This window comes from Lichenibacterium minor, from assembly GCF_004137685.1.
Taxonomy (GTDB): Bacteria; Pseudomonadota; Alphaproteobacteria; order Rhizobiales; family Beijerinckiaceae; genus Lichenihabitans; species Lichenihabitans minor.
The window spans coordinates 20102-47004 of record NZ_QYBB01000034.1 but is presented as its reverse complement, the minus strand read 5'-3'; the positions used below and the strand labels follow the sequence as shown (position 1 = coordinate 47004).

22 protein-coding genes and 1 pseudogene are annotated in these 26903 nt (G+C 67.3%); 10 read left to right on the top strand and 13 right to left on the bottom strand.

Going from position 1 to position 26903, the window contains the following annotated elements; all coding sequences use genetic code 11:
- Positions 1-346 precede the first annotated feature (346 nt).
- From D3273_RS21075 to D3273_RS21065, 3 genes are read left to right on the top strand one after another with little or no spacing between them, the layout of a single operon-like run.
- Entirely contained in the window at positions 347-1903 is a 1557-nt protein-coding gene (locus D3273_RS21075; protein WP_129228867.1) for a hypothetical protein, read from the top strand.
- A 53-nt stretch (positions 1904-1956) separates the two neighbouring features.
- Positions 1957-3249: a hypothetical protein gene (locus D3273_RS21070; protein ID WP_129228866.1), complete on the top strand. Its 1293-nt coding sequence runs from the start codon at positions 1957-1959 to the stop codon at positions 3247-3249.
- Positions 3246-4013 carry a glycosyltransferase family 2 protein gene (locus D3273_RS21065; protein WP_129228865.1) on the top strand — a complete coding sequence of 256 codons (768 nt, stop codon included), beginning with the start codon at positions 3246-3248 and terminating at the stop codon, positions 4011-4013. Before D3273_RS21070 ends, D3273_RS21065 begins: the two co-directional genes overlap by 4 nt.
- Before the next feature lie 140 nt (positions 4014-4153).
- Here D3273_RS21065 and D3273_RS21060 read toward each other — a convergent pair whose 3' ends face one another.
- The 5 genes from D3273_RS21060 to D3273_RS21040 form a co-directional block, all read right to left on the bottom strand.
- Positions 4154-6184, bottom strand: coding sequence for a glycosyltransferase (locus D3273_RS21060; RefSeq protein WP_129228864.1), 2031 nt, complete (start codon positions 6182-6184; stop codon positions 4154-4156).
- Positions 6181-7584, bottom strand: coding sequence for a hypothetical protein (locus tag D3273_RS21055; RefSeq protein ID WP_129228863.1), 1404 nt, complete (start codon positions 7582-7584; stop codon positions 6181-6183). Before D3273_RS21055 ends, D3273_RS21060 begins: the two co-directional genes overlap by 4 nt.
- Before the next feature lie 61 nt (positions 7585-7645).
- The gene (locus D3273_RS21050; protein WP_129228862.1) at positions 7646-9154 is read right to left on the bottom strand and encodes an HlyD family type I secretion periplasmic adaptor subunit; all 1509 of its coding nucleotides are present in this window, start codon (positions 9152-9154) and stop codon (positions 7646-7648) included.
- The gene (locus tag D3273_RS21045) at positions 9151-11373 is read right to left on the bottom strand and encodes a type I secretion system permease/ATPase (RefSeq protein ID WP_129228861.1); all 2223 of its coding nucleotides are present in this window, start codon (positions 11371-11373) and stop codon (positions 9151-9153) included. Before D3273_RS21045 ends, D3273_RS21050 begins: the two co-directional genes overlap by 4 nt.
- Positions 11374-11497: 124 nt before the next feature.
- Positions 11498-12613, bottom strand: coding sequence for a 2OG-Fe(II) oxygenase (locus tag D3273_RS21040; protein WP_129228860.1), 1116 nt, complete (start codon positions 12611-12613; stop codon positions 11498-11500).
- Positions 12614-12782: 169 nt separating this feature from the next.
- Here D3273_RS21040 and D3273_RS30000 point away from each other — a divergent pair.
- Both D3273_RS30000 and D3273_RS21035 read left to right on the top strand, forming a co-directional pair.
- A pseudogene (locus tag D3273_RS30000) lies at positions 12783-12968 on the top strand (tetratricopeptide repeat protein); the annotation flags it as partial.
- 117 nt (positions 12969-13085) lie between these two features.
- A complete protein-coding gene (locus D3273_RS21035; RefSeq protein ID WP_428977795.1) occupies positions 13086-14570 on the top strand; it encodes a tetratricopeptide repeat protein in 1485 nt (494 codons plus the stop codon).
- Between the two features lie 11 nt (positions 14571-14581).
- On the opposite strand, the gene D3273_RS21030 is transcribed toward D3273_RS21035, so the two are convergent.
- Together D3273_RS21030 and D3273_RS21025 are read right to left on the bottom strand one after the other, a co-directional pair.
- On the bottom strand, positions 14582-15385 hold the full coding sequence (locus D3273_RS21030; protein ID WP_129228858.1) for a hypothetical protein: 804 nt from the start codon (positions 15383-15385) through the stop codon (positions 14582-14584).
- A gap of 72 nt (positions 15386-15457) precedes the next feature.
- Positions 15458-16108 carry a glycosyltransferase family A protein gene (locus tag D3273_RS21025; RefSeq protein ID WP_129228857.1) on the bottom strand — a complete coding sequence of 217 codons (651 nt, stop codon included), beginning with the start codon at positions 16106-16108 and terminating at the stop codon, positions 15458-15460.
- Positions 16109-16313: 205 nt separating this feature from the next.
- On the opposite strand from D3273_RS21025, the gene D3273_RS21020 reads away from it, so the two are divergent.
- From D3273_RS21020 to D3273_RS21000, 5 genes are all read left to right on the top strand, one after another.
- Positions 16314-16721, top strand: a complete 408-nt coding sequence (locus D3273_RS21020) for a sugar 3,4-ketoisomerase (RefSeq protein ID WP_129228856.1) — start codon at positions 16314-16316, stop codon at positions 16719-16721.
- The gene (locus tag D3273_RS21015; protein WP_129228855.1) at positions 16718-17827 is read left to right on the top strand and encodes a DegT/DnrJ/EryC1/StrS family aminotransferase; all 1110 of its coding nucleotides are present in this window, start codon (positions 16718-16720) and stop codon (positions 17825-17827) included. The genes D3273_RS21020 and D3273_RS21015 overlap by 4 nt, the downstream gene beginning before the upstream one ends.
- A gap of 33 nt (positions 17828-17860) precedes the next feature.
- Complete coding sequence (locus D3273_RS21010; protein WP_129228854.1) at positions 17861-18838, top strand: GNAT family N-acetyltransferase; 978 nt, start codon at positions 17861-17863, stop codon at positions 18836-18838.
- Positions 18839-19047: 209 nt separating this feature from the next.
- Positions 19048-19536, top strand: coding sequence for a helix-turn-helix domain-containing protein (locus tag D3273_RS21005; protein ID WP_165359602.1), 489 nt, complete (start codon positions 19048-19050; stop codon positions 19534-19536).
- Positions 19503-20027 carry an IS630 family transposase gene (locus D3273_RS21000; RefSeq protein WP_165359601.1) on the top strand — a complete coding sequence of 175 codons (525 nt, stop codon included), beginning with the start codon at positions 19503-19505 and terminating at the stop codon, positions 20025-20027. The genes D3273_RS21005 and D3273_RS21000 overlap by 34 nt, the downstream gene beginning before the upstream one ends.
- A 16-nt stretch (positions 20028-20043) precedes the next feature.
- Here the strand turns inward: D3273_RS21000 and D3273_RS20995 are convergent, their stop codons facing one another.
- The 6 genes from D3273_RS20995 to D3273_RS20970 all read right to left on the bottom strand — a co-directional run bounded on the left by D3273_RS20995 (position 20044) and on the right by D3273_RS20970 (position 26866).
- On the bottom strand, positions 20044-20955 hold the full coding sequence (locus D3273_RS20995; protein ID WP_129228851.1) for a hypothetical protein: 912 nt from the start codon (positions 20953-20955) through the stop codon (positions 20044-20046).
- 4 nt (positions 20956-20959) lie between these two features.
- The gene (locus D3273_RS20990) at positions 20960-21625 is read right to left on the bottom strand and encodes an acetyltransferase (RefSeq protein WP_129228850.1); all 666 of its coding nucleotides are present in this window, start codon (positions 21623-21625) and stop codon (positions 20960-20962) included.
- Positions 21626-21690: 65 nt separating this feature from the next.
- Positions 21691-23484: a hypothetical protein gene (locus D3273_RS20985; protein ID WP_129228849.1), complete on the bottom strand. Its 1794-nt coding sequence runs from the start codon at positions 23482-23484 to the stop codon at positions 21691-21693.
- 31 nt (positions 23485-23515) lie between these two features.
- Positions 23516-24286, bottom strand: coding sequence for a 2OG-Fe(II) oxygenase (locus tag D3273_RS20980; RefSeq protein WP_129228848.1), 771 nt, complete (start codon positions 24284-24286; stop codon positions 23516-23518).
- Between the two features lie 211 nt (positions 24287-24497).
- Positions 24498-25142: a class I SAM-dependent methyltransferase gene (locus D3273_RS20975; RefSeq protein WP_129228847.1), complete on the bottom strand. Its 645-nt coding sequence runs from the start codon at positions 25140-25142 to the stop codon at positions 24498-24500.
- Between the two features lie 77 nt (positions 25143-25219).
- A complete protein-coding gene (locus D3273_RS20970) occupies positions 25220-26866 on the bottom strand; it encodes a glycosyltransferase family 4 protein (RefSeq protein WP_129228846.1) in 1647 nt (548 codons plus the stop codon).
- Positions 26867-26903: the final 37 nt, after the last annotated feature.

The following is a 26903-nucleotide window of genomic DNA, read 5'->3' as shown; positions in this document are numbered from 1 at the left end:
CCCAACCTCGACCTCGCCTCGGCCGACTTCGCCCTGGCCTTCCCGCCCCGGCGGCGGAAGCCGTGGCACACGACCCCACCACAAGGCTGACCCCCGAGCGGCGGCGAGCACCGCCACGGCCGCAACGGCCGCCCTCAGTATGGCAGGACGCCGGCGAAGAGACTCTGCGGGAAGGGCATGTCCCGCGGGTCGGGACACACGGGATCTCGACACCGCTCCACACCCTGGATAGGACGGAGCCCGGAACGGTGGCCGCCACCCGAAGGGGAACGGCATATCGACGGCAGCGCCGCCCGACGTCGGACAGGCTCGGCGAACGGGGGATGGAAAGATCCAGGGAAGGTAGATGCCGGCACTCGACGACGCATTCCTGCGCTTTCTGCTTCCTCTTTCCGGCCAAGAGATCAGCTTCCTGCCGGGCAACGGTGGGTTCGAGGACGCCCTGAACAGCTTGGCGTTCCAGGAGCTTTGTGGTCGATACCAGATCGCATTCCGGCCCTTTGCCGAAAGCGAGGACAGGACCGTCGTCGTCGGTTCGGTCGCGGTCGCGATCCGCTGGAGGGCGGGCCTTCAGGGCCGCCGATCCGTCGTCCTGCCCAGCAGCGCAAGGCGGTTCGAGGATCTGGGTGCAGGCTTCGATGCTGCCACGACGGTCTTCTGGCGCGATCGCCTTTCCGTCCGCATGGCCGAGCTTCAGGGCGCCGAGCCCGAGCGGGCCGTGCTGTGCCACGATCTCGCCGTCCACCTGGATGTCGAAGGACTCATTTCCGACCCCGTCGGGGAAAGCGGCAGGATCCTCATCGACATCGACGGCTCGCATGCGGCCGGGAACCACGACCGGATCAGCCTCCGCTTTGTCGGCGACGACGACCGATGGGCATCGTTGGATCGTTGCCGGGATGCTGTTTGGGGCGTCGCCGGATTGATGGCGCACCGGGCCGACGTCGGCACAGGCAGTCCCGGCCTCGCGATCCTGGCCGCCAAGATGGGCAAGGCGGTGCGGCTGGACGGGGGGGCGGACCGGGTCACCGAAGCCATCTTCGACGATACGATCCTGCCGCTTTACCCCGCCGTGACGCTCGACCGTGGCGACGCGCGCGTACGATGCCGACCCGCCGAACACGACGACGCTCCAGGTGAGGAGAATCCGGACGCCGCCCTGCGCACCCACACGCCCGATGACGACGTGGCACGTTTGAAGACCCTGTTGAAGGCGGCCCGGCGGGACGCACAGTTTCTGGAGCAGGAACGGGATCGTCTGGTCGTCGCGGCGGCCGACGCCCGCAGCCGGCACGACGACGAGGCCGTGACGGTCGTCCGGGCGCATCGCGACGCGAAACGTCGAGCCGAGGAGGCCGAGCGACACACGGCGGACAGCTTCGCCGATTTCAAGAAGCGGGCGGCCGACGAGGCGGACGCTGCGGAAGCGCGACACCGCGAACTGACGGAACGATTCGCCGCGGTCGAAGGCAAGCGTGAGGCGGCGGTCGACGCCGCCGCTGCGCGAGACGTCGCGGCGCGCGACTTCGCCGCCCGAGTGGCGGCGGATCGCGAGGTCGCCGAGCGTGAGGCCGCGGCGCGGGAAGCGGCGCTCCATCGCCGGCTCGCGGACCTCGACGTGGCGTTCGACACCCGCACGCACCAGGCGCTGGACCTGCAATCCGCCCTCGACGCCCTGGGAGCCCGCGCGCTCGCCACCGAGGGGCGGGTCGCGCGGATGCGCGCCCTGATCGACGCTCGCACCGCGATGGGCGAGGACGCGCGGCGGGACGCCGAGGCGCTCCGGCGTCGGCTCGATGACGTCCTGTTGTCCACCAGTTGGCGGGTGACGCGCCCCCTGCGCGCGCTCACCCGCATCGCCCGGCACGCGGTCGGGGCCCGGCATGGAGGGCGAGATGGCTGACCACGTCCGGCGCGGGACGCCGTCTTTTCGGCCCCAATCGCACCGAGCCCGCGATGTCCGCTGACGGAGCGGCTCCTCCGCTCCGGCAGGCGCGGGCCGCAAAACGCCTCGCCCGCCTGCCGATCTTCACCGAGCGCGACTATCTGATCGCCAACCCCGACGTCGCCCAGGCCGGGATCGACGCGGTCACGCATGCCTTGCAGAACGGCGCAGCCGAGGGGCGGACGCTGTTCTCCGAAACCGCTCTCGCGCGGGCCTACGGGCGAGCCGGACGGCGGGGTACCGCGGCGGAACGCGCGGGCGGATCCCACGGGTGCGACGCGGCGCGGGCCGGGCATCGCTGCGCGATCCTCGTGCATTCCCTCAGCGATGAAGCCTATCGGGAAACCGCTCAGGACCTGGCCGCCGACCTGAGCGGCCTCGGCTTCGACGTCACAATGGCGGACGAGACGGCCGATCCTTGGGGCGACCACGGCACTGCCATCGTCGTCGCCCCCAACGACTTCTTCAGCCTTGGTCTCGGACAGCTCTGGGCGGAGCCCAGCATCGTCGGCGACATGCTGGTGGTGATGGACGATCCGGTCGAATCGATCGAAGGGGGTCGCTGCCTCCGCCCCCTCCTGAACGCGCGGGGCGCGATCGAACTCTCGGCCGTCGGAGCCGACCTTTGGGCCGAGGCCGACATCCCCACCTTTCGGCTCCTGCCGAAGGTCCGGGTGCGAGATCGCTGGCTCGAGGCGGCCGATCTCGGCCATCCCTTGATGCTCGCCGCACCGGAGCGCGCCCGCGAAGCGGAGTGCCATCCGCTGGACTGGTCACGCCGTCCCCTCGACCTGCTGTTCTTCGCGCGGGAAAGCTCACGCCGCAACGCGGCGCTCGGCCGCCTCGCGGGATCGCTCGCCCCCCATCGCTGCTTCGTCTATGCCCAGCAGGGCATCGTTTCGAAGGCGGAGGAACGGCTGCATCGCGGCGCCCACTGGCGCATCTCCGGCCACCTCAGCACCCAGGCCCGCCTGACCCTGCACCTCAGCGAGGGGCGCTTCCCGGCGCTGGAACGGCGCCGCATCGTCGTCCAGGCCATGGCGGGCGGCTCGGCTGTCGTCAGCACGGCGCGTTTCGCCGACCCCGGGTTGGAGCCCGGATCGCACTATTTCCACGAGGATGCCAAGCACATCGGGCCTCTCATCGACTGGCTGATCCTCGATCCCGACGGTCGCCGGGCCGCGGAACGGGTGCGGGACCGCGCCTTCGACCGCATCGCGGCCGTGAACCGCGACCGGACCCGCCTGGCCGGACTCGGCGCCTTCCTGGTGGACCGGGGCGGCCCGGAAGGACGCATGCCATGACGGGTCCCAGCCACGCCGCCCCCGAGGTCCTGTTCGAAAGCGGGTCGGCCGCCATCCCCCGACGCGATGCCGTGTCGGTCGCCGTGAGCCTCTTCAACTATGAGCGGTTTATCGAGGACTGCCTCGACTCCGTGCGGGCGCAGACCCATCCGGCCATCGAACTGATTGTCGTGGACGACGCTTCGATGCGCGACGCTTCGGCCGAGCGCTGCCGGACCTGGATGGAGCGTCACGCCGAGTGCTTCGACCGAGCGGTGCTGCTCCGTCATGCCCGCAACCTGGGCCTCGCGGAAGCGCGCAACACCGCCTTCGCGGCCGCGCGAACCGAGTTCGTCTTCGTGCTCGACGCCGACAACGCCATCTATCCCCAGGCGCTCGCGCGCCTGCTCGCCCGCGCGACATCGGCCTCGGCGGAGGTCGCCTATTCGCAGATCGCGTTCCACGGCGACCGCGTCGGGGTCGGATACCCGGACGTGTGGAGCCGCGAACGCTTCAAGCCCGGCAATTACGTCGACGCAATGGCGCTGGTCAGCCGCGCCACCTGGCGCGAGGTCGGCGGATACACGCATATCGAGGGCGGCTGGGAAGATTTCGATTTCTGGTGCAAGCTCATCGAACACGGCGTTTCAGCTTTGTTCGTGCCCGAAATCCTGTGCCGCTACCGCGTCCACGGGACGTCCATGCTGCGGACGTCGACCGTGGTGTCGACGGAGCAGATCAAGGTCGAGCTGACCGTCCGCCATCCCTGGCTCGAGCTGATCTGAGCGCCGGCCGAGGTGCCCCGGCGACCGTCTTCAGCCGTGACACGCGGGCCATGCAATCGAGAGGGCCCGGGCTCGGGCATCCTCCGAGCGAGCACCGCCTCGCGGCGCGGGTCGATCCGGCGGCCGCGGGCAGGACGGGCTCAACCCATCGCGTCGACGAGCGTGTTTCGGACCGAAAGGTCGACGAACCGGGCGAGACCGGGCGGCAGGGCCTGGGCGTAGGCGTCCCAGATGACGCGGTTGTTGGCGTAGCTGTCCGTCGACAGCAGCATGCCCGTCGGCACGCGACGGTACCAGTAGAGCGGCTCGGGGATCGACACCGAGGTCAGCCCCGCCAGAGCGGCCCTGGCGTGGAGGTGCCAATCTTCGTGGCCGACGCCGCGGCGTTCGTGGAAGAAGCCGATCCGGTCGAAGACGCCCCGCCGGTAGAGGCCGGTGGCGTCGCCGAAGCAGTTGAGCGAGAGGCCGAGTTCCAACGCCCCGCCGATGAAGCCCCAGCGCTCCGCGTCGAGCAGCGCGGCCGGCTCCGGTTCGCCCACGGGATCGCGGAAGATGGACATCTGGCAGGTGACGATGTCGGCACCCGTGCGCGACATGGCGTCGTCGAGCCGTTCCACGAGATTGGGGAAGGCGAGGTTGTCGTCGTCCATGAAGACGATGCGGTCGGCATCCGTCGCCCTCACGCCGGCATTGCGGGCCGCCCCGAGATAGCGGTTCGGCTGTCGCAGCACGGTGAGCCTGAACGGCCAGCGGCGGCGCTCCAGTGCCGCCAGGGCGGCCATCGCCGCAGGTGAGCGGCTGCCGTCGTCGACCAGGACGACGTCGAAGCCGGGGCGGGTCTGGTCGGCCAGCGATTCCAGGGTCTGCCCGACCAGGGCGGCCCGTTCAAAGTGGGTCACCACCACGGCGAGCCGATCTCCACCCTGCCCCGGCCGATGCTCAGCGGGCGTCGGGTCGGGAGCGGCGGCGGCCGGCTCGGGGGCGGCGGTCGCGGGACGACCGACGGTCTCGAACCAGGCCAACCAGCGGGCGCCGACGTCGCGCTCGCCGTAGGCGGGGCGGGCCGGGGCGAAGCGCCCGCCGAGGATCGCATCGAGGCGGTCCGCCAGAGACGGCGCGTTCGGCGCGACGAGCACCCGCGCCACATCCGCCTCGTGGACCAGTTCGGGGATGCCTCCGGTCAGCGTCGACACGAACGGGATGGCCCGCCGCAGGCATTCGGAGATCACGCAGGGGGCATTGTCGACGAGCGAAGGGATGACGGCGAGCCAACGGCCGTCCCGCAGAAAGGCCTGCGCGGCATCGGTGTCGAGATCGGCCTCGAAGAACAGGCGCGGGAGCAGCGACGGCCGTCGTCGCGCGACGGCGTCGCGGATCGTGTCCGGCGTGTGGGATGCCGGCTTGCCCACGAAGGCGACCTCGAAGTCCCGATCCGCGAGGGCGTCGGACAGGATGGCGTCGAGGAACAGGTCGACGCCCTTCCGCGTCTCGAGGCGCCCGAAGAAGGCCAGGCGGTCGACCGCCTCTAGCGCCTCCCCTCGCCGCTCGGGGAGCGCGTCCTCAGGATCGGACCAAAGATACAGGGGCACCGCTTCGGCGCGGTCTGGCAGCGGCTGGCCGCTGCCGCGCAGCCAGTCGAGCATGTGGCGCGACGGGCACAGGACGGCATCCGCCTGCTCAAAGGCCACGCGTTCCATATGGAGATGGGCGAGGGTGCGCGGGTCGCGCGCGAGCCTGCGGTTGGCGTCGAGCAACCAAGCGGTCGGGCCATGGGCGATGACGGCCAGCACCGTCCGGGCGAAGGCGATGCCGGTTCGCTTCGCCACGATGGTGGCGAAGGCAGGGCCTTCCCAATCCTGGAACAGCATGACGTCCTGCTCCAGGCCGCGCAGATAGTCGAGCATGACGCAGGTTTCGCGCAGCCATAAGGGATAGATCTCGCCGTCCCGCGCGTCGAGATGCGTGACCGCCACCCCAGCGGCCTCGCACCGCCGCATCCAGGGATGGGCACCGTCGACCCAGGGCGCCCCGGTGTAGACGATCGTCACGCTGTGGCCGGCCCGCGCGAGGAAGAGCGCCAGATGCGTCGTGGCGGTGCCGATCCCGCCGTTCTTGTGTGCGCCCAGAATCTCGCCAGTGACGAAGCAGATCCGCAGCGGCACCGCGCTCACGCCCGCCTCCGCACGACGCGCGACAGGGCCCGCAGCGGCGCGGTGAAGCGCCAGGACGTCGAACCATGAAGCGCGGCGAGGCGGGACAGCGCGTCCGCATGGTCGCGGCGCGCCGTGTCGGCGACCCCGCGCTGTTCCGCGAACCGCTCCTCGTGGGACGTCGCGAATTCACACAATTCCGCATCGAGCCGCGCGACCTGGTGCTCGAGGTCGGCGATCCGCGCGTCCCGCGACTCGACGGCACCGTCGAGGCGGGCGAGTTCGCCCTGAAGGCTGACGATCTGCCGGTCGCGGGACCCCGCGTCGAGCCGCAGGCGAAGCTTGTCGCTGTTCGCCTCCGTCAGGGCCGCCCAGGTCTGCTGCACCCGTTCCCGCTGGCGCCCTTCCGCCGCCAGCGACAGGTCGAGGCGAGTCGCGAGGCTCCCCGCTTCCTCGAAGAAGCGCCACACGAGCGCGTACAGGTCCTCGAAGGTCCCGATCAGGTCGCCGGCCCCGGCGATGCGCCGGGTGAATTCCGCCCCGAACGCGTCGACGCGGGTCCCGTCGTCGCCCACCGACGCGAGTTCGTCGTAGCAGGCCGCGGCCAGGGTCGGCAGGTCGAGGTCGCCCAGGGTGCGGGGGTCGGGGGCGATCGCCGCATGCTCGCCGTCGGCGCGGTCGTTGGCGTGCAGGAAGGCGTCGACCTCGGCTTCCCGCGCCGTGCCGAGGGCGGGCCAGGCGATGCCGAGGTCCCGTCCCAGGCGCCCGAGTTCGCGGCGCCAGTCGGCGAGGAGGTCGGCGTAGCGCAGGAAGGCGCGGGCGTGCCCGCGCGACCCGCGCACGGCCGCCAGCGTGTAGCGGAGCCAAACGGCCTCGCCCCGGGGCGAGGCCCAAGCGTCGTAGGGGATGGTCTGCAGGTGGCGCCGGCGGAGCGAAGCGGCGACGTCGGCCGGATGGCGCAGGGGCAGGACGTGGACGACGCGGAAGCCCGCGCTCGCCAGGGCGCGGTTCCAGATCGGAGCCAGCAGCGCCGTGCGGGGGTCCTTGAGGACCACGAGCCGCTCGTCGGCGAACGAGCCGGCGATCAGCCGAACCGCATCATCGGTGAAAGCCGAGGCCGCGGGCGATTCGAACCAAGCGGCCGGGATGTCGCGCACGCCGTACAGGTCCGAACCGGCGTCGGCCAGCATGCGGTCGTTGAGGTCGACCATCCCGCGCGGCTCCCAATGGCCGTGGGGATTGCCCTCGTTGGCGGGGACGAGATCGCTGGGCAGCGCCGCACCGAGCAGGGACAACGTCCGCGCCAGGGCCGACGTGCCGTTGCGGTGCATGCCGGTGACGAGGATGGCGGTGCGGGGGCCGTCATGCAACGCCCTGCCAGCCGCGCGGTCGACCGACCGCTCGCCGTCTTCTGACCCCACCCCGCCCCTCCCCTCGGTCTTGTCATCAGACGCCGGCCGCTGGGACCGGCGTCGGCCGTCCTCAGCGTTCGTGCGCGGCCTGCGACGTGGCTTCCCAGATGGGGGCCAGCAGGTATTGGATCACCCGCCGGCTACCCGTCTGCACCTCGGCGGTGACCATCATGCCGGGCATCAGCGGGACGTCCTTGCCGTCCGCGTTGATCGACGTCTGGTCGAGCTGGACCGTGACGGGGTAGACGAGGTTCTGCACCCTTTGGCTGCCGGTGAGCGCCGAATTGTTGGCCGGCCGCGCCAACGTGCTGGCGTCCGAGGACGCCGTCGCCTCTTGCGAGTCGACGGCCTCGTTCGAAATGCGGGTCACCGTCCCCTTCAGCGTGCCGTAATGGCTGAACGGGAAGGCGTCGACCTTGAGCACCACCTCCTGGCGGTCCTTGACGAAGCCGATGTCCTGGTTCTGCACCAGGGCCATGACTTCGAGTGACTTTGTCGACGGCACGAGGACCATCAGCGGCTGGCCCGAGGTGACGACCTGCCCCACAGTGGTGACGGCGAGCTGCTGGACCGTGCCGTCGAGCGGCGCCAGGATGCGGGCCTGCTGGACCTTGGCGGCGGCCTTGACGAAGCTCTGCGCGACATCGTCCCGCTTGCGCTCGGCATCGTTGAGCTTCTGGTTCTGGGTGGCGAGGAAATCCCGTTTGGCCTGGTCCAGCCGGCGGCGGAGCGACACCGCAGCGGCATCGTTCTCCATCACCTGACCGTGGTCGTCGGCGAGGTTGCGCTGCTCGTTCTCCAACGTCTGGCTGGCGTCGATCACCGCCGCCTTGGTGCCCGACTGGTGGGCTTCGAGCGTCTGCTTCATGTCGAGGCGCTGGGTCATCGAGGCGATGACCTTTTCGCGCGCCGTGATGGTGTCGGCGAGATGCTTGTTGCGGGCCGTCTTCTCGGCCAGCTGTGCCTGGAGGCCGTCGACCTGCGCCTGGTACTGGCTCATCTCCGCCTGAAACACGCTGTCGTCGCGCTTGCGGTAGGAGTCGGACACGTCGGGCGGGTAGATGATCGTCGGGTTGGCGACGCCCGCCTGGACGTCGACGATCTCGGTGGTCCGGCGCGCGATTTCGGCGTGCAGTGATTGCAGGTCCGCGGCCGCCGACGCCCGGTCGGCCTCGCTCTGGGTGGCGTCGAGCTGCACCAACAGGTCGCCGGCTTTGACGATGGAGCCGTTCTGCACCGCGATCTCCGACACCCGCCCGACGTCGAGCGGCTGGATGACCTTGGAACGGCCGCTCGGCTGGATGCGGCCCTGCGCTTCGGCGTAGATGTCGACCTTGGCCAGCGAACTCCACACGATCGCGACCGTCATCATCCCGCAGATGGTCCACAGCATGAAAGACATCTTGGGGGATGCCGGGGTCTCGAGGATCTCGAGGTGGGCCGGGAGGAACTCCGTATAGGCCGAGTTGGGCTTGGGCTTGTAGGCCTCGCCCCCCCGCCCCAGAACGGCGGGGACGCGCGCGATCACGGCGGGGAGCCGCGACCGGCGGGGGACGGGCAGCGGGACGGGGGTGCTCATGCGGCGACGCTTTCGCCGGCCTGGATGCGCCACAGGCGGCCGTAGAGGCTCGACGGCAGGGCCAAGAGCTCGCTGTGCGACCCGTCCTCGACGATGGACCCGTCCTGGACGGCGATGATGCGGTCGCAGGACCGGACGGCGGCGAGCCGGTGCGCGATGATGATCACGGTGCGGCCGTGCACGATGTGGCGCATGTTGTCCTGGATGATGCGCTCGCTCTCGTAGTCGAGGGCCGAGGTCGCCTCGTCGAGGATGAGGATGCGGGGGTTGGCGGCGAGGGCGCGGGCGATGGCCAAGCGCTGGCGCTGGCCGCCCGACAGGTTGGCGCCGCGCTCGACGATCATCGTGTCGTACCCCAGCGGCAGGCGGTTGATGAACTCGTCCGCGCCCGACAGCCGCGCCATGGCGATGACCTGGGCGCGCGACATGGCGGGGTTCACCAGTGCGATGTTCTCGTGCACGGTCTTGTTGAACAGCAGGTTCTCCTGCAGCACCACGCCGACCTGCCGCCTGAGCCAGGCGGGATCGACCTGGCCGATGTCGATGCCGTCGACGAGGATCTGGCCCCGCTCCGGCGTGTACAGGCGCTGCACCAGCTTGGTCAGGGTCGACTTGCCGGAGCCCGACGGGCCCACGATGCCGATCACCTGGCCGGCGGGGATCGCCAGGTTGATGTTCTTCAGGATCTCGCGCCCGCCCGCCTCGTAGCGGAACGTCATGCCGCGGATCTGAACGTCGCCCTTGGCGGGTGGCAGGTGCGCCTGCGCCATGGAGGTGGATTCGGGGAAGTTGTTCATGATGTCGCCCAGGCGGTCGACGGAGATCTGCACCTGCTGGAAGTCCTGCCACAGCTGCGACAGCCGCAGGATCGGGCCCGTCACCTGGCCGAAGATCATGTTGAAGGCGATGAGGCCGCCGACCGTCAGGTCGCCGTTGATCACCGCCTGGGCGCCGAAGAACAGCACCGCGGCGGTGGACAGCTTCGACACGTATTGGAATGCGTTCTGGCCCACGTTGGCGATCGACACGGCGTCGAAGGAGGAGCCCACGTAGGCGGCGAGCTTCTCTTCCCAGTCCGACCGCAGCACGGGCTCGATCGCCATGGCCTTGACGGTCTGGATGCCGACGATCGACTCGACGAGGAACTGCTGCGACAGCGCGCTCTTGTTGAACTTGTCCTTCATGCGCTCCATCAGCAGCGGCCGCATGATGAAGCCGATGACTACGTAGACGGGGAGCGACAGGAGCGCGATCACCGACAGGAACGGCGAATAGGCCACCATGACGACGATCAGCACGACGGAGAAGATCACATCGAGCCCGGTCAGCAGGGCCGATCCGGTGAGGAAGTTGCGGACCTGCTCGATCTCGCGCATGCGGGCCACGGTCTGGCCCGTGGCGCGCGTCTCGAAATAGTTGAGGGGCAGCCGCACCATGTGGTCGAACAGCTTGGCGCCGAGTTCGACGTCGATGCGGCTCGTGGTGTGGGTGAGCATGTAGGTGCGCAGCCACGTCAGCAGCGCTTGGAACAGCCCGACGAGGCACATCCCCAGGATGACCATGTAGAGGGTCGACATGCCCTTGTGGGTGAGCACCTTATCGATGACGATCTGGAACAGCAGCGGCGTCGCCAGCGTGCAGAGCTGGATGAACAGCGACGCCACGATCACGCTCATCAGGGGGCGGCGGTAGCGCCACAGCGACGGCAGGAACCACGCCAGCGAGAAGGAGCCGACCTCCTGCTTCAGCGACGCGCGCCGCGTGAACAGCAGGAGCGTGCCGGTCCAGTCCGCTTCGAGCTCCGCCTCGGTGGGGTTGCGGACCTCGCGCGTCACGGCGTTGACGAGCCGCATGCGGCCGTCCTCGTGGCGGCGGCCGTAGATGAAGAACTGGCCGTCCTTCATCTCCAGCATGGCGGGCAGCGGGGCGCCGGCCAGTGCCTTGGCGGGCTGCTTCGTCAGCCGCTTGGCCTTGAGCTTCACGAGCTTGGACGCCCGCACGAGGTCGAGCGAGGTGCACACCTTCTCGCCGAAGCCCATCTCGTGGCGCACCTGGGCGATGTCGCAGCCGAGGCGGTGGAAGTTCGCGACCAGCGCCAGGGCGGGCAGGCCCGTGTCGACCGGGGGGGACGGCGGCGGCGGGGGCGGCGCCGAGGCGGCGGCAGCAGGCGGCGGCGGAGCTGCGTCCTTCGGGGGCTCCGTCACGAGGCTCACTGACATTCAGGCGATCCGATCGGGGATGGGGGGCCACCATAGGCTGGCAGCCGGCGCGTGGCCAGGGGCCGCCGTTCCGCGGCCCGTGGCCACACGGTGCATGGCGAAGGATTATGGCGTTTTCCCGGAACTATTCGGCGGCGACCGGGTGCGCTTCGGCCGCCTGGGACGCGATATACCGCTCCCGGATGGCCGCGCCCGCCTCGTCGTAGACGAAGGGCAGGAACGCGTAGCGGCGCCCGCGCGTGACGCGGCCGACGGCGTGGAGGATGTTGGCGGGGAACACCACCGCCCAGCCTTCGGGCGCCTTGATGCCGCGCGGGTTGTATTCCGGGAAGCTCACCTCGCCGCCGTCGAAGTCGGCGCTGAGGTTGATCGACACGGCGAAGCGCCGGTGCGCCGTGACAGGGGAAGAATTGTCGCGGTGCGGGCGGAAATGGCCGCCGTCCTCGGCCGCGTAGCACCCCACCATGTAACGCTCCATGCGGGTGATTTTCATGAAGAAGAGCTTCTCGATCTCGGGCAGCACGCGGCGGGCAATCAGGCCCTGGACGTGGCGCACCAGCCTCGGGTCGTCGATCGTGAAGTCCTTGCGGCTCTTGAACGACCGGTCGAAGACGCCGACGTTGTTGCGCATGACGCCCGATTCCCCGCCGCCATGGGCGTCGTAGAGCCCGACGAGGTGGCGGCACAGGCCGGGGTCGAACACGTGCGGCAGCACCAGCACGGGCGCCGGCACCTCGAAGCCCGCGAAGCGCGACGGGTGCGGCAGCCCGTCGAGGTGGTCGAGCAGGGCGTCAATGTCCGAGCCGCCCGCCGCGAAGGGGATGACCTTGGACACATGAAGCGAGGGATCGGCGACAAGCCAGAAGCGGCGTCGTGTCCCAAGTCCCAGGTCACCACCGACCGGAACAGAGCCGAGCCGCTCGCTCACGCTCGCGTCAATGTCCCACATGAAGCGCAGGCCGGGCATCGCGTCGCGGAAACGGCCCGAGGCTTGGTCGGCATTGTCTGTCCCGATGAAGAAGATCGAGGCCCGCTCGTCGTCGAACCGCTTGCGGCCGCGTCCCTCGACCGCCGCGATGGCACGCCGGCCCACAGCGTCATCGGCCCCGTAAAAACAGAACACAAGCGTACGGCCCGCCATGGCGTCGGTGGCGAATTTGATGCCCTGGCACGTCTGAGTGACGCGGGGTAGCGGGTCGCCAAGCAGCACGTTCCTATAGGCGGGTTGGGCGTCCATCATGCCGACACTCTGAGGAGGCGATAATTCTGGGTGTCGGTACAACGACGGACGCGGGAGCGGCAACACTTTTGAGAGAGCCCGTAATCGGGCCTGCGGGAGGCTGCAATCGTCTGGACACGGGCGGGACGCCGGCCGCATGGTTCCTCACGGACGTCGAAGAGCGGGATGAATGCACCAACATCAACGTGAAGCAGCTTTGGCCTTGCAGCGTGCGGGCCGGCTGTCGGAAGCCGAAGCCGCCTATCGGGCGCTCCTCGCACAAGACCCGCGAGATGCGGACGCCCTGCACCTGCTCGGTCTCGCGCGCCAGCAGAGCGGCGACGCGCGGGAAGGCGAAGCTTTCATCCGGGGCGCCATCGCGATTCGCGATGCTGCCGTGTTCCACCTCAACCTCGGCACTTTGCTTCTCGCCGGCCGCCGGGAGGGAGAGGCGGAAGGCGAGTATCGCTGTGCCCTGGCGCTTGATCCCGCGATGGTCGACGCGGCGCGCCGCCTCGGCGCACTGTTGATCGGGGCGGGGCGGCCAGGCGAAGTCGAAGGCGCCTTGACCCCGACGTTCGCCGCCCACCCGCACGATGCCGACGTCCTCACGATGGTGGCCGTCGCGCGCATGCGAACCGGCGATAACGCTGGCGCGGAGGCGGCCTTTCGTAGCGCCATCGCGGCGCAGCCGCGGCCCGGCAACCTTCGCTACAATCTCGGCACGCTGCTCGATCGACAAAAGAGAAGCGGGGAAGCCGAAGCGGAGTTTCGCGCGGCCATCGCGCTCACCCCCGAGCACGTCGAGGCGCATTTCAACCTCGGAAACCTCCTCATGAAGTCGGACCGCCTCGACGAAGCGCGGAGCTGCTTCGAGGCCGCGCTGCGGCTTCGGCCGGACTACGCGGACGCGCGCTTCAACCTGGGACTCCTCCAGGTGGAACAAGACCAAACCGATGCGGCCGAAGCCTCGTTCCGCACGGTCCTATCTGCGGCGCCGGATCGACCGGACGCGCGGCTCGCGCTCGGCACGCTGCTGCTGCGCCGGGGCGACTACGCGAACGGCTGGCCGCTGTATGAGGCGCGCTCCGAAGGTGAGCTGCGGGAAAACTTCAACCTTCTTCCCGACGTGCCCTACCCGCGCTGGCGAGGCGAGGACCTCACCGGCAAGTCGCTGCTGTTGTGGCCCGAACAGGGCTACGGCGACGCGATCCAGTTCGCGCGCTTCGCCCGAGAGCTGAAGCGGCGCGGCCTCGCGCGCCTGACGCTCGGCTGCCACGCCCCATTGGCGCCGCTCTTTGTCGGGCTCGACGGGGTGGACGAGGTCGTGACGAGCGGCATGGCGATCGCCGCGCACGACTATTGGAGTCTGCCGCTCAGCCTGCCGCTGCACCTCGGCATGCGGCTCCATTCCGTGCCGGCCGTTCTGCCCTATCTCCGGGCGTCGCCGGCGCTGGTCGAGCGCTGGCGGCCGCGCGCGGCGAGCAAAGGCTTCCGGGTGGGCTTAGCGTGGCGGGGCGCCGCCATTCACGGCAACGACGCGCGGCGCTCCCTGCCGAGTCTCGACGCGCTGCGCCCGTTGTGGCGCGTGCCAGGGGTGGAGTTCGTGGCCCTGCAGAAGGGCGAGGGCGAAGAGGAAGCGCGGGCCGCGGCGGCCGAGGGTCGCCTCGCCGACCTCGGCTCGGATTGTGTCGACTTCGCCGACACCGCCGCGGTGGTCCACCATCTCGACCTGGTGATCGCGGTCGACACCGCCGTGGCGCATCTGACCGGCGCCATGGGCAAGCCTTGCTGGATCCTCCTGCCGGCACAGCAGACCGACTGGCGGTGGCTGGAACGGCGCGTCGATTCCCCCTGGTACCCGAACGTTGTTCGCCTGTTCCGGCAGGCGCAGGGCCAGGGCTGGGCGCCCACGGTCGACGCGGTGGCCACGGCACTTCACGCCCTCGACCGGCGTCGGGTGCGACGTCTGCCGTGACCGCTCTCCGCTCACGCGCCGAGGCTCGACGACGACACGCCCTGGACGGACAGCCGGTCCGCGGCGCAGCCCCGGAACACGTGGCGGCCGACATGGCCCATCTCCTGGTCGACGCAGGCCCAGATCTCGCCGCCGCAGCGCTCCGTCCAGCGGCGGCAGAAGGCGACGTCTTCGGACAGGAAGGCGCCGTCGCGGTCGACGGTCGGGGAGAAGCATTGAAGGATCCGGAGCGCCGGATCGAACGCGGCCGAGGTGTTGCCATAGGGGGCCGCCATCAGTTCGGGCAGGACGGCCGCCATGGTGTCGAACACCGAGCGGTGCAGCAGCGTCAGGCCGCAGCCGAGGTGGACCGCCCGCGCGAAGCCGTCCTCCACGGCGAAGCTGTAGCGCCCGCCCGCGTCGCAGCGGACTGCGAGCCGCTCGGCCCCCACGTAGCGGGCCGCCACGTTGCGGGCCCGCTCCGGCGAGTCGAGCGCGCGCGACCAGCGGTGCAGCTCGGCGGGGTCTATCCCGCGGTAGGGGTAGACGCAGCCGCAGAAAGGTTTGCCGCTGTCGAGCAGCCGTTCGACCGCGGAGGGCGGGAACTGCATGTCGGCGTCGACGAACAGCAGGTGAGTGAATCCCGGGTCCGCCAGCACAACGCTGGCGAACAGGTTGCGGCTCTTCCACAGCTCTGTGCCGACCGTGAAACGCAGCGCGCTCGCCACCCCGCGCGACGCGAGGGCCGCCTCGGCGTCCCGCACGGCGCCCATATATTCGATCGTGACGGTGCCGTCGTAGACCGGCGTGGCGATCAAGACGCGGGCGTGGGGCATGGATCGGGCCTCGGGCGCCGCGGGGCGCGGCGCGCCCGTCATAGCGGGAGAGGCCGCGCTGTCACCCCTCTCTCACGGTCCGCCGCGGCCGTTGCCGCCGCCCGCCACCGGCCGCATGTTGTAGATGGGATAGCCCACCCAGGCGATGGAATGGCCGGCCTGCACCCACCAACGGATCTGGTAGAAGTCGGAATGTGCATCCTTGCCTGGGGGCACCTGATCGAGGAAGGGCATGCGGGCGAAGAGGTCGACCTTAAAGGTCGCCATGTGGACGTTGCCCACCACCACGCCGCGCCCCGGGTCGACGCAGAGCGTGCGGGTGGCATAGCGCGGGCCATCGTCGGGCACGACGGTGATCTCGCGGTCGTAGAGCGTGCCGGCGATCACGATGTCGGTGTCCCGCCGCGCCGCGAGGTCGGCGCGGAACCGCGCGCCCGTGCCGGGGAGGAACTCGTCATCGTCATCGAGGAAGGTGATGAAGGGCGTGCGAGCCAGCGCCGCCCCGACGTTGGCCGCCATGCCGCCGTAAAAGCCCCAGCGCCGGCCGAGCAGCACCATGCCGAAGCCGTCCGGCAGCGCGATGTCTGGCTTGAACGGGCCGTCGGCGACCACTAGGGCGCGGTAGCCCTCGGCGTGGGCGCTGTCGACCGCGCGCTGGAGGGTGGCCCGGCCGATGGTGCGGATGACGACGGTGGTGACAGCGTAATGATCGCTACCTTTCAAATCGGTGCCCTCCGCGCGGAATTTGTGTCGGCGACTTATAGAATCGGCGCTCGATTAAGGCTAGACATCGGCGAAGGTACACCTGAGAGCAAACTGGGATATGTGTCTTCGGACCACAAACCCGGAAGGGCAGAGCCGGGCCTATGTGCGACGGGGTACGGGCGGCGAACCTGATGGCAAGACGTTCGATGAGGAGATGACGTGAATGGGCAAGTGGCGCACGATTGAACTTCCCCAAATTCACGACGTGCGTGGTAATCTAACCTTTGTCGAAGGCAATCGGCATGTGCCGTTCGATATTCAGCGTGTCTACTACCTTTACGATGTTCCAGGCGGGGCGGAACGGGCCGGGCACGCGCACAAGCGGCTTCAACAAGTCATCATTGCCATGTCGGGCAGCTTCGACCTACACCTCGATGACGGAACACGGCAGGAAACGATCACGCTTCGGCGCGCGCACATTGGGGTCCTGCTAGGATCGATGGTGTGGCGCGTGATCGACAACTTTTCATCCGGAGCGGTCTGCCTCTGCTTGGCGTCATTGCCCTATGAAGAATCAGATTATTATCGTAGCTACTCGGACTTTCACTCTAACCTCCGGAACCGCGATTGAAAATTCCGTTCTTCGACCTGTCGGAAGCGCACGAGGCGCTGGCTCCAGAACTCGCGGAGGCATTCAAGTCCACCCTGGCCCGGTCCCAATTCATCATGGGATCCGAGGTCGCCGCCTTCGAGAGCGAGTTCGCGCGCGCCTGCGGGGCGCAACGGGCAGTCGGCGCCGGTAACGGGCTCGATGCGTTGCGACTCGCCCTCATGGCCTATGGGGTCGGGCCCGGCGACGAGGTGATCGTTCCGGCGCACACCTTCATCGCAACTTGGCTCGCCGTCATCGAGGTCGGAGCACGGCCGGTGGGGGTCGATGTCGACGCGGACACGTTCCTGCTCGACCCAGAGGCGTCTTTGGCCGCGGTCACGCCGAGGACACGTGCCATCGTGCCGGTCCATCTGTACGGCCGGGTGGCGGACCTCGGAGCCGTGCTCCCGGTCGCCAGGGCGCGCGGGATCGTGGTCATCGAGGACGCCGCCCAAGCGCATGGCGCGGTCGGTCCCTGCGGCACGGCGGGATCAATCGGCGACGCCGCAGCATTCAGCTTCTATCCAACAAAGAACCTCGGTGCCCTTGGCGACGGCGGCGCGGTGACGACCAATGAAAGCGCGGTGGCCGAGAGGGTGCGCATGCTCGGCAACTATGGGTCTAAGGTCAAATACGAGCACGAGTTGGCGGGCCTGAATTCGCGGCTGGACGAACTGCAAGCCGCTATCCTGCGCAAGAAGCTGCCCGGCCTCGCGGCGGGCAACGCACGGCGCCGTCGACTCGCCGAGGCCTACCGTGAGCGCCTAGCCGACATCTCCGGCCTGACGCTGCCTCCGGCCGACGGCGACGGGCATAGTTCCGCTTGGCACCTCTTCGTGGTAAGGGTGGATGATCGAACCGCACTCTCGGCCGCCCTGGCGGAAGCCGGCATATCGACGCTCGTGCACTACCCCATACTGCCCCATTATCAGCCGGCGCTGCGCCGGTTCGGATATGGGGCCGGCTCCTTCCCGGCCGCCGAACGCATAGCTCGAACGGCACTCAGTCTGCCGATTTGGCCGGAGATGAGCGTAGGTCAGGTCGATCGCGTGGCGGAGGTCATCCGCTCCCGCCTGCCGGGGTGAGGTTGCCCTCTCCGCGCGAAGAGAAGCGTCACCATGAGCTCCATCCTCACTGTCACATCTTACTCACCGGACCTGTTTGCTGCCTGGAACGAGTTTCTGAGTCGGAGCAAGAACGGCACGTTTCTGATCGACCGAAAATATATGGATTATCACGCGGACCGCTTCCGAGATCGATCTTTGATGATTCTCGATGGCAAGGGCGACATCCTATCCCTTTTACCTGCCGCAATTGACGGTACCGTTGTTTCGAGCCATCCGGGTTTAACCTATGGCGGATTCATCATCGATCATCGCATGACGATGGCCAACATGATCAACGTTTTCGATGCCGCGATGAAGCATTTTCGAGACGCGAATATTTCGAGATTTCTCTACAAAGCTATTCCATCCTGTTACCATCGTAAGCCGTCAGACGAAGACCTGTATTGCCTTTTTAGGGCCGGTGCCCGCTTAGTGCGGCAAGATGTATCGTCGATCGTCGATCTACAGGACAGCCTGCCGTGGTCGAAAGGCAAAAAGCATTCCTTATCAAAAGCTCGACGCGCTGGCCTCACGGTCTCAGAAAGCACCGATGTGGCCGACTTCCTCGACTGCTTGAGCGAAGCGCTAGCGAGGCACGGGGCTAAGCCCGTCCACAGTGCGGCCGAAGTCGAATTGCTGATGACTCGCTTCCCAGGCCACATCAAACTGCTGTCGGCGAAACATGGAGACTCTGCTCTAGCATATGTCCTCGCCTTCGATTGTGGACAGGCGGTACACACTCAGTACATGGCGGCGCGGCCAGCTGGACGAGAGGTCGGAGCGCTCGACCTAATCGTCTCGACAATGCAGTCAGTCTTTTATCGTGGCATGAAATATATGAGCTTCGGCATCTCGACGGAACAAGGCGGACAGAAACTGAACGAAGGCTTAATCAGTCAAAAGGAGATGTTCGGGGGACGGCCGATCGTCTGCCCTCAGTTCGAAGTGGACCTCGAGCTGCCTTTAGCCGCTCGGAATCTGCGCTCCTGAGAACCGCATCAATAAGTTGTGCGCCGGGATCACTCATACCGGATCCGCGGCATTGACTCGTTGTGATCGGATTCCCGCCGCGCCGAGATGGGTTTAGGCTCGAGGCCCTGCTGGAGGGCTGTGCCATGAGGCGCGTCGCGGATCACCTGGACATTCCGGAACTGGAGCGACGTTTCAGGACCTGCCCTGATCCGGTCGAGGCCCGTCACGTGCAGGTGATCTGGCTGCTGGCGCAGGGCCACACGGTGGAAGCGACGTCCAAGGTGACGGCTTTTGGAACGCGCTGGGTCGAGCAACTGCTGGAGCGCTACAACGCGTCCGGGCCCGACGCCCTGGCCAACGGGCGACGGCATAACGGCCTCAAGCCGAGCCTGCTGACAGCGGAGGTGCTGGAGGTGGTGCGGCTGCGGCTGGCCGAGCCGCCGCCCGACGGCGGCCTGTGGTCGAGCCGCAAGGTGGCCGACGTCATGGCGGCCCATCTCGGCCTGGAGCGCGTGCTGCCCCAGCGCGGCTGGGAAGCGCTGAAGGCGCTCGGCTGGTCGTTGCAGCGGCCGCGGCCCAGGAACCCGAAGTCCGCCACGGCCGAAGAGGCGGCGGCATTTAAAAAAAGCTGGCGGACGCCGTCGCGGAGGAAGCGGCCGCCCATCCCGGCGTCCCCGTCGAGGTGTTCTGCACCGACGAGCACCGCCTCGGCCTGAAGCCGGTGCTGCGCTCGGTGTGGGCGCCGAAGGGAGAGCGCCCGACAGCCCTCGGCCACCACCGCTTCCAGTGGCTCTATGTCACCGCCTTCGTGGGCCCGGCCACGGGCGAGACGGTGTGGTACCTGACCGACACCGTGTCCAAGCCGCTGTTCGCCGACCTGCTCGACGCCTTCGCCCGCGCGGTCGGCGCCGGTCCCGAGAAGCGCGTCGTGCTGCTGCTCGACAACGCCGACTGGCACACCCTGCCCAACCTCGCCGTGCCGGACGGCCTCAAGCTGGTCTACCTGCCGCCCTACAGTCCCGAACTGCAGCCCGCCGAGACGCTCTGGACGCTGGTGGACGAGCCGGTCGTCAACAGGTTCGTCCCCACCCTGACCAGGCTCATCGACACCATCACCGAGCGGTGCACCGACCTCACCACCCGCCAACCCGAGATCAGCTCGCGCACAAACTTCGCCTGGTGGCCCAAAAATCATGCCCCGGCCTAATCTCGCGGATCCCGTATCACGGCGACCAGACGGCGTAGCCGAATCCGTCCCGACCCATCCCGTTGCCGCCGTAGAACATGTACCGCCCGTGCGGGGTATCGAGCACGCAAGGGTAACTGACCTCACGGCTGTCCCAACCCGAGGCCGAGCGAGGCACGTCGACCTCATCACTGCGGGTCCACGACAGGCCATCGGTCGAATAGGCCTTGCCTGTCGTGTATTGCTTGTCAAGCGTGTCGAAGGTGAAACGCATCTCGTAACCACCATCCACCTTGCGAACGCGGGGCCGCCCGATGCGGTATTCACCTGGACCGCAGCCCAGGACGGGCCGCCCGCATGCGTCGGGAAAATGCCGCCCGTCGGGAGACTCCGTATAGCGGATGTCGTATTCAGGATAGTCTACGCCGTCGATCGTCCTCCATCCGTTGCCGGCCGCATACCAGATGCGAAAGACGTCCCCCTCGGCTAGAACGGTGTGGATCGCGCGGATGAAGAGCCCGTTATCGACACGATCCATAACGGGCGCCGAACTAACCCTTTCGAAGCTCTTGCCACCATCGACGCTGATCGCCAGTCCGGAGAAAGCCAGAAACTTGACCTGCCTCGTTATCTGAAAGCCGACGTAATACATGTAGACTTGGTCGCCGACGCGGACGATGTCGCCCAGCAGCATGCCGTTGTCATCGAAACACCCCGGACGACCAAGGTCTAGCACCGGAACACGGCCGACAGACAGGATGCGCGACGGGTCTCGCGCGTCGAGATCTAGGAAGCCGATGCGACCACGACCCTCCCGGTCGCGGAAAGACGCATAGATCCGGATGGTCTCGTCGCCGAGCAGTAACGGCGTCGGCGTCAGGACGGAATTGTGCATCCAATCGCCGCTGCCGTCCGGGTTGAAGATGCGCCCTTTTTTGACCCAGCCCATGCCGTCACCGCACCTTGCAGAACCGTTTCGCCGACAGGTTTCGACGCTCGGCGGGATTGCCCTGATAAACCCCGTCCTCCTGCGTGTCCTTCTGAACCACACTGCCCATGGCGACATAATTGTCGGCCGCGATCGACACGCCGTCGGCCACGGCGGCGTTGACGCCCAAAAAGCTGTGATCCCCCACCTTACAGTAGCCAGAGATCACGACGTGCGAGGTGATAAAACAATGCCGGCCGATATTCGTCCGATGGCCGACGTGGTTGCCGCTCCAAAGCACCGCGTTGTCACCGACCTTCGTAAAGGGTTGCAGGGTGTTGTGCTCAAGGATGAAGCAGTTCTCACCAATCTCGACGTTGTGCCACACGAAGGCGCGGCTGCTGACGTAGGAAAGGCAGCGATAGTTCTTGTCCTTGGCCTTGGCGAACATGCCCGCACGGTCGCGATTCAGGCGGCTGCTCGCTGAGGCCGCGAACATGGCATATTCGGACGGCGGGAAAGAGCTTGCCACATCCTCGAAAGCGACCACGGGCAAGGAGCGAAATTGCTCGGACTCGACGTAGGAGCGATCCACGGTGAAGGCAACGACACGGTGCTCGCTATCGTGCAAAAAATATTCATGCGCGAGAACGGCGGTCTCGCCCAATCCGTAAATGACCAAATCGACCATATTCTCCCCCGCACTCCTGTCACGCTGCATGCTCTACAAGAGTCGAACCACCCGAGCCGCTCGGTTCAGATCGACTTCCGGTCGTCGAAGTCCTCATTCATAGGACCTGCAGTCGCCCCGAGCCGTCTGACATTTTCCGCGAAAGCCTCACCCGAGAACGACTCTTCGTAGAAGCGGCGCGCTCGCCGCGATTGCGAAGGGATGTCTTCTCCCATAGCGAGCAACGATTGGCCAAGCTCACCGGTGTCTTTCCAGCTCAGAGACGTGTCAGCGTTGAATTCGTCAACCTGCATCAAGACTGGGTTGGTCGGATTCGCGTAGAAAAGCACCGGATAGCCCGCCCCCTGTGCCTCAATCGACGCTCGCGCTCCTCCGTTGGGAGCCGATGCGATATAGAGCTGCGCGTCGATATCCAGCAGGGCCCGCCACAGCGATGGCACGACGCCGAGGTATCTGAAGCGACCGCTGTCGATCTCTGCCTCATCGAGTGCCCTTCGGATCTCGTCGACCCAATCTGTGGGGAGTGGGCCGATGTGGAAGTGGTCGCCCGGGATGGCGCTGAGGATCGTCCGCACGACGTCGGCGTAGGGCAGCGTGCCTGACCGGCTGTATTTGTCCTGCCCGCCGGAGGTGACGGTGGACCTGATTCGGTCGACCCTCTCAAAATTTGGCTTGGGGCCGAGGTCGTCGACGCAAAGCGGAAGATAGCAAGTTTTTATTCCTCTAACTGCAGATACGACTTCGGCATGGTATTTCGTAAAATTTACAAACACAAACGTGCGGCTCGTAGCTCCGAGGCAGATGTTGTTGTCGGTATGATGTAGAAATATTCGTCGATACGGGATGTCCTCGCTCGCGAGCGCCGCAGGAAGGGTCGGGTCCTGGTGATGTCCGAGCAGGAATATCTCCGCAGGTCCGTGCTGAGCGACGGCGGTCAGAAGAGCACGGGCTTTGTGTTCGAGGGTAGCACGCTTCATGAAAACAATCTCGACATCAGGCAGGCGCTGAGTGAGGAAGCCCAGGCCGAAGCGACCCGCGGCGACGTTGCCGAAGCAATCCGTAACGATAATCTTCGTTTTTAAAGAAGATCGCGCTAGGTCTTCAATCACCCTCGAGTGACCTCCCGACATGTATAGTTCAGAGGCGATGATTAGGCGCCTTCCGGGCATCGCCGGCCTGAAGTCAGGCCGGATGTCCCTCAGCAGCGCATCACTGATGCGCAAGAGTTGCCGGTCGAGTTCGGGGACGAACAGGCTCCGCCCATGAAACGGCGGGAGGAAGTAATTGCTGTCGATGATGTGAAACATCAGGTTAAGAGCTGACCCGTACAGCCCTACGCTGACCAACCTGTCAATCAGATGCTCGATCTGTGGAAAGCCCAGGTTCGGCAGAAAGTCGTTGACCGCCGCTTCGATGCAGTCCGCTCTCTGAAGGAGGAAGACAGGAGCTTCGAAGGCGGGCCCGGGTTGAAGCAGCCAGAAGGAGGAGAACTCAGGGTGAGGGGTGGGGGCGAGGGTGATGCCTCCCGCCAAGTCCGCGGTCAGAAAAGTGCCGGCCCAGCGCAGCGTCACCCGGCCACCGGCCGCCGGGACGACCTCCAACGAGCGGGTAACCTCGTGGAGAGTGGACGTGGGCGAAACGCGTAGGCGGTCCGAACCATCCGGTTCGACCTCCAGCCGACGGGCGCCGAAAGGTTGGACGTCGAGCAAACAGGCTGCGCCTTCACCTCGGTCGAGCCCGAGACCGTTGGAGGCGACTCCGGCCGGCCGGTGCATGATCCGCCCGGTCTCGGCGTCGAACGATACCAAGCTGCCAGAAGATGTATAGATGCTGAGTGTCGACCCGGCGAGTAAAGGCATGCTCACCCTCAAAAAAGTGTCTGCCCGTCGATCAGGCACAAAGCGATGAGTCCCACTTTTTGTAAATCGTCGTGAACGCCGCGATTCGTCCGGTCTTCAGGGTAATATCGAGCAGCTTATGTGGGTCGACATCATCCACCCCGTGCACGGATCGCCCGTCATAAATGACGACGTCGCCCGGAGCCGTATTCTGTTCCGTGGCTATCTTACGACCGGCTTTGTCGATAACGAAAGCGCCTCCTGCCTCGTAGTCCTTACCTGGCCCGACCTCGTTCATGATCAGCACGAGCTGGATAAACCTGCTCTGCTCGGATCCAACCAGATTGGCTTCAGCGACGTGGTCCTGATGGGCCTGCATGAAACCGCCCCCCTGTGGGTAGTGCTGCATGCGGCAAGCGGAATATAAGTTTCCGTTTTCCATCTGCTTCGCAAAATCGAGCGGCATGCCCGATAGCTGATTTCTAATTTCGATCAGTTTGCGGAAGTGCCGATGCATACCGTAAATGTCATCACACCAGAGGAGATTGTAGACAATACGAAAGAACCTACCGAGTGTGTCCTTCGCGCTTTTCATGCCAATGGACCACTTTTGGAAATTGTCCATAATTTGATCGGGACGCGTTCCCGACGACGGCGCGTCGTTCTCAACGAGGACGCGCTCCCGCACGTCGTGAAGCGACCGTCGGATTTCTTCGGGGTCGAAGAGACCGCGAATGATATGGTAAGCACCTTCACTCGTCGACGCCACGATATCATCGCTGTTGATGCTCCGGACGTCGGACGCAACGGTCATAGCAGACATGGATCCTCCTCACTTGGCGCCGATCACCGGCGCCGCCGCTTCGATTAACATGGGCGAGCATCGCGGGCCAGATCCCGGACGTAACGGGTTTCCGCTGAAGGATATCTCCCACGCGAGGAGTCCGAAGCTCGCGTGAGATTGATCGCTCTGTCCGTGGCTCCCGATCAGACGCGAGCGAGGTCTGCTGCTTTCCAGCCCGGCGGCGACCGGTTTATTGCCCGCCCGGCTTCACCCCCGCGGCCCACAGGTCGAGCATGGTGCCCTTCTTGGTGTTGATCTCGTCGAAGCCCGCCGACGCCACGGCACGACGCAGCGTCGCCTCGGTGAAGCCCGTCCTGTGTGCCATGTGGTGGTGTCCGTCGGCGATGTGGGCGCCCCAGCCGTAGAGGATGTCCAACGGCCGGATGGGCAGCGTGCCATTCTCGCTGCCGTAGATCACCTCGTCGATGCCGCCCCGGGCCACGATGGCGCAGACGGCCTCGAGGTCCGGCATGGTGAGCACCATGCGGCCGCCGGGCTTCAGCACGCGGCGGAACTCGGCGAGAGACAGCGGCACCTCGTGGGCGAAGACGTGTTCTAGGTTGTGGGACGAGAACAGCGCGTCCACGGCGTCGTCCGGGACGGCCGACAGGTCCGTGATGGTGCCCACAACGTCGGGCTGCACCGCCGGCTCAATGTCGACGCGGATCTCGCACCAGGACGCCGTGCGGAAGCCACCCGGCAGCTTGCGCGGGTCCGCCGGGCCTGACCCCACATTGAGCAGCAGCTTGCCGTCGCGCCCTCGCAAGCGGTCACGGACAAGGCCGGCCCAAGCCGCATCTCGCGAGCCCGCGTAGCACGTCCTGCTCCCGTCCATCTGCGCCCTCCCCGCCGCCTCGCCGCGGTGATGCAGTAGCGGATCATGACGGGAGGAAGACACACCTAGCGATGTTGTCAACTGAATGTGAGGATGCCCACCTTCGCCAGCCAGGCGACGGCGCGGAAGAAGTCCGTCGCGGCCCGCATGTCGGCCGCCGCCGCCAGTTCGGCCACGGTGAGGCTGCCGCGCGCCGCCGCGGCGTCGTACAGCCGGCCGATCGCCTCTGGCGAAGGCATGACGGGGTCGGCGTAGGACAGGGATAGCAGCCCTCGCCGCCCGACCGCCTCGGCGCGCGTCACCCCGGGGCGCAAGGCGAGGCGCGTAGCCTGCGACAGCGGCGCGGTGGGGAAGGAGCGGAACAACGCGAAGGGATCGGGCCGGTCGGGGCGGGTGGTGCGGGCATCCTCGTCGGGGCAGCGCGGGTCGGCGCGGCGGCGCTCGGCGAGATCGTCCCACAGCGCCCGGTACTGGCCGAACACCACGGTCCAATCGAAGCGCTCGGCGACGCGCCGGCGGCCCGCCTCGCCCATGCGGCGGCGCAGCGCGGGGTCGGCCACGAGGCGGCGGAAGGCGTCCGTCGCGGCCGACACGTCGACGGCCGTGCAGGCCGCGACGTTGCCGATGAAGCCGTCGTAGTGGTCCATGTTGAGGTCGAAGCGGTCGACAAGGTCGGTGCCGGCGCCGGGCGGCGCCGCGGTGGTGCGGACGCGGAAGCCGTCGATGCCGTCGCGCACCGTGTCCTTGTAGCCGTCCCAGTCGCTCACCACCACGGGCAAGCCCGCCGCCATGGCCTCGACCGGGGTCAGGCCGAACGTCTCCTGCACGTTGTCGCTGAGCGAGCAGAACACGTCGGCGCCCGCCCAGGCGCGATCGCGGTTGGTGTCCGAGGTGCCGTCGAGGTGGAGCGTTCGCACCGAGGGCGCGAAGCGCCGGGCGTCGTCGAGATAGGCCTTCTCCACCGCCTCGCCCGGGAAGCGCCCGAACAGCAGAAGGTGCACGCGCCGCCCTTCAGCACGGGCAACCGCCTCGAGCGCCAACAGCATGGGCAGCGGGTGCGCCTTGCCGTGGAAGGCGAGCCGCCCGGCGAAGAGCACGGCGACGTCGTCCGGTTCGAGGCCGAGCGCCGTGCGTGCCTCCGCGCGGGCGGCGGGCGACTGCGCGAAGTCGCCTGGGTGGACGCCGAGCGGGATCAGCGGGAACTGCGGCAGCGGCACGCGCGTCGCGCCGACGCGCTCGCGCAGGTGCTCGGCTTGCACCTCGACGATGGCGCGCACGACGTCGCGCGCCGCCGTCGAGGTGCAGATGACGGCGTCCCACGGGTACAGCGGCGCCGTGACGAGGTTCGCCAGGGCCGTCATGGCGTTCTGGCTCGAAAGCGTGTGGGTGATGCCGCACAGACTGTAGGCGCGCGCCCGCGCGTGGCGACGGCGCATCCAGGCGTCGCCGGCGATGCCGGGGTCGCCGCGATACAGCAGGCCGGCATGGGCGAGCTTGCCCGGGTCGTCCCAGGCGATGAAGCGCAGTTCCGGCGGCTCCGGCGCCAGCGCACGGACGTCCTCGCCGAAGGTGCGCGCCTGCGCCATGGTGGTGGCGTGGCACCAGATCCGCTCGGGCCGCGCCGCCAAGGCGGCCCGAAGGAAGCCGAGGCCGGCCGACTGGCGCCCCATCATCAGCGTGCGGGTGTCGAAGACGGCGGGCGCGTAAGTGACGGCGAACTGCATGGACGGCCGGTGGTGGGAAGATGCACAAAAGGAAACG